Here is an 8,129-nt window from a genome sequence, read left to right on the forward strand (position 1 = left end):
GTTATTTCTCGTTGGTCAATGTGCGTTTAGTATGCTGTAAACCTTCAAGTTCTTCATCATTTAACACTTTTTCCACAACAGATTTCACTTGGTTATAACGGTCTAAATAACTTGGTGATTCAATTTCAATGTAAGGCACTTTGTATTTATCTAACAATTTCTTCAATAACTGTTGGAATTGTTGACGTTGTTTTTGACTGCCTAGACTACGTAAGCCATCATCCACCCATTTTGTGTTATTTTTCAATAAGATTGTTACATCAAATGGGTATTCTTTGATCATGGAATCGAGGAACGGATGAGCTTTACCTTCGTATTGAATACAAAAAGCCTGCGTGGTAATGAAGTCAGTATCAATAATTGCTACTTTATGGGCATGACGCACCGCATAATCAATATAGCGTTGGTGACCTAGCGCCATTTGTGGGTAGTCAGAATATTGCATGGCTTGCTCATCGCCACCTAATTTTTCGAAGACATATTCACGACCATATTCCCATGCGGAAGTGGTATTAAATACGGCAGCCAGTTTGCTGACTAACACACTTTTACCACTACTTTCACCGCCTAAAATAGCAATGGTTTTCGCAAAGAATGGACGGACTTCTTTCGGAATGAATTTCCAATATTGGAAAGGTGTAGTACGAATTTTCGTTGCGGATACATTAAAGAAAGAGCGGTCAGGATCCACTAAAGAAACTTCGAGCCCTAAGTATTTTTCGTATGGCGCTTTGTCTTGTGGCTCACTACTAAATACCATTGTCGGGGTAAATTGTTTTTCTTCAAATAGATTTTTTACTGCGTCACTCCAAGCTTGCCAACCATTTGGGTAACTTGGAATGCCATCTTCAACTAAGTGATGAATAAAAATGTGATCATTTTGATATTTAAAGATTTGTTGCATCCAGCGAAGGCGATCTTGTAGCGTCGGCATGCGTTTCATTTTACTATCATAGAACAGCTTTAAATCGCGTTCGGTATCGCTACAGACAATCACGTGAAGCTCATCCACTTTACTGAATGCTTCATAAATCATATTAATATGGCCGGTGTGAACAGGGTAGAATTTCCCAAAAATCACGCCCACTTTTTTATCGTGTTTGTTAGACATAATGTATTCTTCGCTAAATGACCACTGCGAGGTGGCTGGATAATCCTATTTTATGCAATCTTTGTGCAAATAAAAACATTTTTCATTGAATGATTTTTTACAGCGACATTTTACGTTATACTACGACCTGCATTCTCAGGGCAGGGTGAAATTCCCTACCGGTGGTGACAGCCCACGAGCACTTAAAAGTGCGGTCAATTTTGATTGCGTTTTACAAAATTGTTTCGCTTTGTACTTTTAAGGTTAGCAGATTTGGTGAAATTCCAAAGCCGACAGTATAGTCTGGATGAAAGAGAATAAAACGGATTGGGTTCCCACTTCCGTTCTATTTATTTGCATTTCTCAGCCCTGATTCTGGTTAATTTTAACGTAACAACAAAGGAAATTACGATGAATCAGTCAATTTTATCTGCATTTGGTGCGACCGGCGAAGAACGGGTAATTAACGCATTAAACGCATTCAAACAAGGTAATGGCGTATTAGTGTTGGATGATGAAGATCGTGAAAATGAAGGCGATTTAATTTTCCCAGCAGAAACTATTACCCCAGAACAAATGGCAAAACTTATTCGTTATGGCAGTGGTATTGTGTGCTTATGTATCACCGATGAACAATGCAAACAACTTGATTTACCTCCGATGGTTGAGCATAACAATAGCGTGAATAAAACCGCGTTTACCGTGACGATTGAAGCGGCAGAAGGTGTGTCGACAGGTGTATCGGCGCAAGATCGTGTCACCACAATCAAAGCGGCAATTGCAGATCAGGCAAAACCGACAGATCTTCACCGTCCTGGGCATGTTTTCCCATTACGCGCGGCAGAAGGTGGCGTTTTAGCGCGTCGCGGTCATACTGAAGCCTCGGTTGATTTAGCGCGTTTAAGTGGTTTTAAACCAGCGGGTGTGATTTGTGAAATCACGAATGATGATGGAACCATGGCTCGCGCTGCAGAAATTATCGAATTTGCGAAAAAATTTGGTTATTCGGTGTTAACGATTGAAGATTTAGTGGCATATCGTCAAAAACATCATTGCTAATCAAATACTCAGAAAACAAAAGTGCGGTCAGAAAACCTGTTAAATTCTGACCGCACTTCTCATTTTAGGCTTAATTGATTTCCACAAAGCTTAATGCTGTTTCAACCACTTCAATTCCCGCACCTTGCTTAAAGGCATTTTCACTTAGATAGCGTCGCCATTGTCTTGCCCCTTTGCAGTTTTGAAATGCACCGAGCATATGTCGAACGATATGATTTAGATAAACACCTTGGCTCAGTTGTTTTTCAATGTAAGGGAACATGGCTTCCACCGCTTGTCTTGGTGTGACGATATCCGCATTAGTATCAAAAAGCATTTGATCAATATAGCCCAATAACGACGGATTTTGATAAGCCTCACGCCCAACCATCACGCCATCCACAAATTGCAAATGATGTTTCATTTCTTCGATGGTTTTAATGCCGCCATTAATTGCAATGATCAACTGTGGGCAGTCTTTCTTTAATTGATAAACGCGATCATAATCCAAAGGGGGAATCTCGCGATTCTCTTTTGGGCTTAATCCTGAAAGCCAGGCTTTTCGTGCGTGAACAATAAATTCTTGGCAGCCTGCATGATGGACTTTTTCGATAAAGTCGCAGAGAAATTCATAGCTATCCAAATCATCAATGCCAATACGCGTTTTCACAGTGACAGGAATATTCACGACATTTTGCATTTCAGCAATACATTCAGCTACTAAATCTGCTTTTGCCATCAAACACGCACCAAACATGCCATTTTGCACGCGATCGGAAGGACAGCCCACATTCAGATTAATTTCATGATAGCCTCTTTCTTCGGCTAATTTAGCACAATGTTTAAGCTGTGCGGGATCGCTTCCGCCGAGTTGTAGGGCAACCGGATTTTCTTGCAAATCAAAATCTAAATGATCGTATTTCGCATGGATAATAGCGGGAGCCGTTACCATTTCAGTGTAAAGCAACGCATTTTTACTAAATTGGCGATGAAAATAGCGACAATGGCGTGTCGTCCAATCTAACATTGGCGCAACGGAAAAGCGTCCACGATAAAAGTGCGGTTGGTTTTCTGACATATTTTATTTCTCTTGAATCTCGTTACGGCGAAGATCTTCTGCTTGTTGTTCCTGCATTCGTTGACGGAAACGTCCAGCCGCAAAGTGGTAAAAAGGTTTCGGACTAAATTGGCGCGAAATTATGGAGGCAATGATACTGGAAATCAAGAGCCAAATCAGTACAGGTTGAGCACCCGTCATTTCCATTACCACTACGCTGGCTGTCACAGGGGATTGTGTTCCACCGGCTAAAAAGGCCGCCATACATAAAATGACCAAGAAACGTTGATCAACCATGCCATTGCTGATTTCCCATAACATGGTGCCAATGCCTGCACCGGTAGTGAGGGATGGCGTAAAAATCCCACCTGCGATACCATTCCAATACGTCGTAACTGTTGCGAAGAGTTTTAGTATCCCCACTTCAGGCGAAACAAGTTGTCCTTCCAATGCTCTTGCGACCACATTATAACCTGTTCCATAAGTTTGCCCTTCGCTGTAGGTTCCCATCGCGGCAAGTACTAAACCGAGTAATAAGGCAACGTAAATGGGATGTTTGCGGATCCAATCACGCCATTTGAGTGGAGACAGTCCTGCTAATCCTTTTGCAAGGAGTCGCCCAAATATACCGCCCAGTACGCCACAAACTACGCCACAAATAGCAAGCCAAAGATATAAATAGGGAATAGCTGTTGCACCTTTATAGGCAGGAAAGTAAGGGCTATTGCCTTGAATCGCCACTAAAATAAAACCGGCTGCTAATACACCAAGCAATACTCGGCGTTCCCAGCGTAACATCACGCCTCGACCTAATTCTTCAATGGCAAAAATTACGCCAGCTAAAGGCGCATTAAATGCAGCAGCAAGACCGCCTGCAGCACCCGTTGCGATAAGTTCATTCGTACTTAAACCGCGGAAAGCAAAGTTATATTTACGACAGAAATTTCCCCAAGCTAGCATGACAGCCGCACCCACTTGAACAGAAGGGCCTTCACGTCCAACAGATGCACCGATAACCATAGCAAAGAAAGTGAGCGGAATTTTCCAAATGGTTTGGCGAAATTCAACTAGTTTTGTTTTATAACCATTATAAGGAAGATTAATGGAGGCAATCACTTGTGGAATACCGCTGCCGCCAACATAAGGTGTGTATTTTGCGGTAAACCAGGTGAGAAAAGCAAGACCAAGCGGTAAAACGATCCAAACGGCGAGAGGGTATTTAGCAGACCAATAGGCATTAAATTCAAGTCCAATATCGGCTAGCTTTGCAAATCCAAAGGAAAAGAGGGCAACAAACGTCGCTCCAATCAGTAAACATACAAACTCGAGTGTTTTATGAGAGATACGATGGGTTTGTCGAAGCTTTTTATGATAGAAATAACGTAAATGAAAAATGAATGAACGTAACATAATGATTGCCAACAAAATAATTCTGTTTGAAATTATAAAACCCTCATCACAGACAGGCAATTGATTTGGCAAAGTGCGGTCTGTTTTATCTGAATTTTTTGCTAAGCGATCCTTTGCGATCCTATTTCTGTTTAAATATTGACAATGCGAGGTGAAACCATTAAAATTCAGCGTCTATTTCTTCTGTCTATTGGATAGAGAGATAGATTTTGTAACAAACATTCTATTATGAATAACATTTAAACTGGAGCTTTTTTAATGGCAACTATCAACCAGCTAGTACGCAAACCGCGTGTGAAAAAGGTTGTAAAAAGTAACGTTCCTGCATTAGAGGCTTGCCCGCAGAAACGTGGTGTGTGCACTCGTGTATACACAACTACACCTAAAAAACCGAACTCAGCATTACGTAAAGTATGTCGTATTCGTTTAACTAATGGCTTTGAAGTAACTTCTTACATCGGCGGCGAAGGTCACAACCTTCAAGAGCACAGTGTTGTGCTTATCCGTGGTGGTCGTGTTAAAGACTTACCAGGTGTTCGTTACCATACTGTACGCGGCGCATTAGACTGTGCAGGCGTTAAAGATCGTAAACAAGGTCGTTCTAAATACGGCGTTAAACGTCCTAAAGCTTAATGGATCTCCGTTAAGTAAGGCCAAACGTCTAAATTAGTAAAAATTTAAATCAGAAACTCCAGTATCACATTAGCTCACTTTAAAGTGCGGTTAATTTTTATAGAGTTTTGGATATCCTGAAGATTAAATATACGGAGAAATTCGCAATGCCACGTCGTCGTAGTGTTGAACCACGCAAGATTCTTCCAGATCCGAAGTTCGGTTCAGAGTTACTTGCAAAATTTATTAATGTATTAATGGTAGACGGTAAAAAATCCGTTGCTGAAACCATCGTTTACGGTGCGTTAGACAAACTTGCAGAACGCACAGGTAAAGAACCTTTAGAAGCATTTGAAATTGCACTTGAAAACGTTCGCCCAACCGTTGAGGTTAAATCTCGTCGTGTTGGTGGTTCTACTTACCAAGTGCCAGTTGAAGTACGTCCAGTTCGTCGTAACGCATTAGGTATGCGTTGGATCGTTGAAGCTGCACGTAAACGCGGTGATAAATCAATGGCTTTACGTCTTGCAAATGAATTATCTGATGCATCAGATAACAAAGGCGCAGCAGTGAAAAAACGTGAAGACGTTCACCGTATGGCTGAAGCTAACAAAGCATTTGCTCACTTCCGTTGGTAATACGCTTTTAAAATTTAAGGGCTTCATCCTCGATGAAGCCTTACCCTTATATAAACAGATATTAAACTTAACAAGGTTATAATAATGGCTCGTACAACCCCTATTGAAAGATATCGTAATATCGGTATTAGTGCGCACATTGATGCTGGTAAAACTACTACCACTGAACGTATCTTATTCTACACTGGTGTAAGTCACAAAATTGGTGAAGTACACGATGGTGCAGCAACAATGGACTGGATGGAACAAGAACAAGAGCGTGGTATTACCATTACCTCTGCGGCAACTACCGCATTCTGGTCTGGTATGTCACAACAGTTCCCACAACACCGTATCAACGTTATCGATACTCCGGGACACGTAGACTTTACTGTTGAAGTAGAACGTTCTATGCGTGTTCTTGATGGTGCGGTAATGGTTTACTGTGCAGTTGGTGGTGTTCAACCTCAGTCTGAAACTGTATGGCGTCAAGCTAACAAATATCAAGTTCCACGTATTGCGTTCGTAAACAAAATGGACCGTACTGGTGCTAACTTCTTACGTGTTGTTGAACAACTTAAAACTCGTTTAGGTGCGAATGCTGTTCCTCTTCAACTTCCAATCGGTGCAGAAGAAAGTTTCACTGGTGTTGTTGATTTGATCAAAATGAAAGCGATCAACTGGAACGAAGCTGACCAAGGTATGACCTTCACTTATGAAGATATTCCAGCAGATATGCAAGCAGCGTGTGAAGAATGGCGTCAAAACCTTGTTGATGCAGCAGCTGAAGCAACTGAAGAATTAATGGAAAAATATCTTGGTGGTGAAGACTTAAGCGAAGAAGAAATCAAAGCAGGTCTTCGTCAACGCGTATTAGCAAACGAAATCATCTTGGTAACTTGTGGTTCTGCATTCAAAAACAAAGGTGTTCAAGCGATGCTTGATGCAGTTGTTGAATACTTACCAGCACCAACTGATATTCCAGCAATCAAAGGTATCAACCCAGATGAAACTGAAGGTGAACGTCACGCAAGCGATGATGAGCCATTCTCTTCATTAGCATTCAAAATTGCAACTGACCCATTCGTAGGTAACTTAACCTTCTTCCGTGTGTACTCAGGTGTAATTAACTCTGGTGATACAGTATTAAACTCTGTACGTCAAAAACGTGAACGTTTTGGTCGTATCGTACAGATGCACGCTAATAAACGTGAAGAAATCAAAGAAGTTCGTGCGGGCGATATCGCTGCAGCAATCGGCTTAAAAGATGTAACTACGGGTGATACATTATGTGCAATCGAAGCACCAATCATCCTTGAGCGTATGGAATTCCCAGAGCCAGTAATCTCTGTAGCAGTAGAACCTAAAACTAAAGCCGACCAAGAAAAAATGGGTCTTGCATTAGGTCGTCTTGCTCAAGAAGACCCTTCATTCCGTGTTCACACTGATGAAGAATCTGGTGAAACCATTATTTCTGGTATGGGTGAGTTACACTTAGACATCATCGTTGACCGTATGAAACGTGAGTTCAAAGTGGAAGCTAATATCGGTAAACCACAAGTATCTTACCGTGAAACTATCCGCACTCGTGTTAACGATGTGGAAGGTAAACACGCAAAACAATCTGGTGGTCGCGGTCAATATGGTCATGTTGTTATTGACTTATACCCATTAGATCCAGAAGGTCCTGGTTACGAATTTGTAAACGAAATCAAAGGTGGTGTAATCCCTGGTGAATACATTCCTGCAGTTGATAAAGGTATCCAAGAACAGCTTAAATCTGGTCCATTAGCGGGTTATCCGGTAGTAGATATTGGTGTACGTTTACATTTCGGTTCATACCATGATGTTGACTCATCAGAATTAGCGTTTAAATTAGCGGCTTCTTTAGCATTTAAAGCAGCGTTCGCTAAAGCAAACCCAGTTCTACTTGAGCCAATCATGAAAGTTGAAGTAGAAACTCCACCTGAGTATGTGGGTGATGTAATCGGTGACTTAAGCCGTCGTCGTGCTATGGTTAACGGTCAAGAAGCGAACGAATTCGTTGTTAAAATCGATGCAGAAGTTCCACTTTCTGAAATGTTCGGTTATGCAACAGACTTACGTTCACAAACTCAAGGTCGTGCATCATACTCAATGGAACCGTTAAAATATGCTGAAGCGCCAACAAGTGTTGCTGCTGCAGTAATTGAAGCGCGTAAAAAATAATTTTTTGTAACAATCCGCTCTATAAGTCGAATAGCTTATAGAGCATTTTCTAGGAAACTAAACAAATGTCTAAAGAAAAATTTGAACGTACAAAACC

At 41.3% G+C, this 8,129-nt stretch carries 7 protein-coding genes and 1 riboswitch; of the genes, 4 read left to right on the plus strand and 3 right to left on the minus strand.

All coding sequences use genetic code 11. The features are described from left to right. Position 1: 1 nt before the first annotated feature. Entirely contained in the window at positions 2-1,111 is a 1,110-nt protein-coding gene (gene nadR, locus HMPREF3279_RS04800; RefSeq protein WP_083327168.1) for a multifunctional transcriptional regulator/nicotinamide-nucleotide adenylyltransferase/ribosylnicotinamide kinase NadR, read from the minus strand. 127 nt (positions 1,112-1,238) lie between these two features. Next, positions 1,239-1,413: riboswitch (FMN riboswitch) on the plus strand. 88 nt (positions 1,414-1,501) lie between these two features. Here nadR and ribB point away from each other — a divergent pair. Continuing rightward, complete coding sequence (gene ribB, locus HMPREF3279_RS04805) at positions 1,502-2,149, plus strand: 3,4-dihydroxy-2-butanone-4-phosphate synthase (RefSeq protein ID WP_049369938.1); 648 nt, start codon at positions 1,502-1,504, stop codon at positions 2,147-2,149. Between the two features lie 70 nt (positions 2,150-2,219). Here ribB and dusA read toward each other — a convergent pair whose 3' ends face one another. Together dusA and HMPREF3279_RS04815 are read right to left on the minus strand one after the other, a co-directional pair. Then, the gene (dusA, locus tag HMPREF3279_RS04810) at positions 2,220-3,206 is read right to left on the minus strand and encodes a tRNA dihydrouridine(20/20a) synthase DusA (RefSeq protein WP_070868232.1); all 987 of its coding nucleotides are present in this window, start codon (positions 3,204-3,206) and stop codon (positions 2,220-2,222) included. Between the two features lie 3 nt (positions 3,207-3,209). Continuing rightward, on the minus strand, positions 3,210-4,595 hold the full coding sequence (locus HMPREF3279_RS04815; protein WP_070868233.1) for a chloride channel protein: 1,386 nt from the start codon (positions 4,593-4,595) through the stop codon (positions 3,210-3,212). 258 nt (positions 4,596-4,853) lie between these two features. Between HMPREF3279_RS04815 and rpsL the strand changes: the two genes are divergently transcribed. From rpsL to fusA, 3 genes are all read left to right on the plus strand, one after another. After that, positions 4,854-5,228, plus strand: a complete 375-nt coding sequence (rpsL, locus tag HMPREF3279_RS04820; RefSeq protein WP_005543325.1) for a 30S ribosomal protein S12 — start codon at positions 4,854-4,856, stop codon at positions 5,226-5,228. 146 nt (positions 5,229-5,374) lie between these two features. Then, on the plus strand, positions 5,375-5,845 hold the full coding sequence (gene rpsG / locus HMPREF3279_RS04825) for a 30S ribosomal protein S7 (protein ID WP_005699184.1): 471 nt from the start codon (positions 5,375-5,377) through the stop codon (positions 5,843-5,845). An 84-nt stretch (positions 5,846-5,929) separates the two neighbouring features. Next, complete coding sequence (fusA, locus tag HMPREF3279_RS04830) at positions 5,930-8,032, plus strand: elongation factor G (RefSeq protein ID WP_049365197.1); 2,103 nt, start codon at positions 5,930-5,932, stop codon at positions 8,030-8,032. Positions 8,033-8,129: the final 97 nt, after the last annotated feature.

The sequence above is a fragment of the Haemophilus sp. HMSC71H05 genome (assembly GCF_001838635.1).
GTDB classification, from domain to species: Bacteria; Pseudomonadota; Gammaproteobacteria; order Enterobacterales; family Pasteurellaceae; genus Haemophilus_D; species Haemophilus_D parainfluenzae_R.

Excerpts from the sequence above, each read along its gene's own strand:
- dusA (WP_070868232.1), bottom strand. The coding sequence starts at position 3,206 with ATGTCAGAAAACCAACCGCACTTTTATCGTGGACGCTTTTCCGTTGCG.
- fusA (WP_049365197.1), top strand. The coding sequence starts at position 5,930 with ATGGCTCGTACAACCCCTATTGAAAGATATCGTAATATCGGTATTAGT.
- rpsG (WP_005699184.1), top strand. The coding sequence starts at position 5,375 with ATGCCACGTCGTCGTAGTGTTGAACCACGCAAGATTCTTCCAGATCCG.
- ribB (WP_049369938.1), top strand. The coding sequence starts at position 1,502 with ATGAATCAGTCAATTTTATCTGCATTTGGTGCGACCGGCGAAGAACGG.
- rpsL (WP_005543325.1), top strand. The coding sequence starts at position 4,854 with ATGGCAACTATCAACCAGCTAGTACGCAAACCGCGTGTGAAAAAGGTT.
- nadR (WP_083327168.1), bottom strand. The coding sequence starts at position 1,111 with ATGTCTAACAAACACGATAAAAAAGTGGGCGTGATTTTTGGGAAATTC.
- HMPREF3279_RS04815 (WP_070868233.1), bottom strand. The coding sequence starts at position 4,595 with ATGTTACGTTCATTCATTTTTCATTTACGTTATTTCTATCATAAAAAG.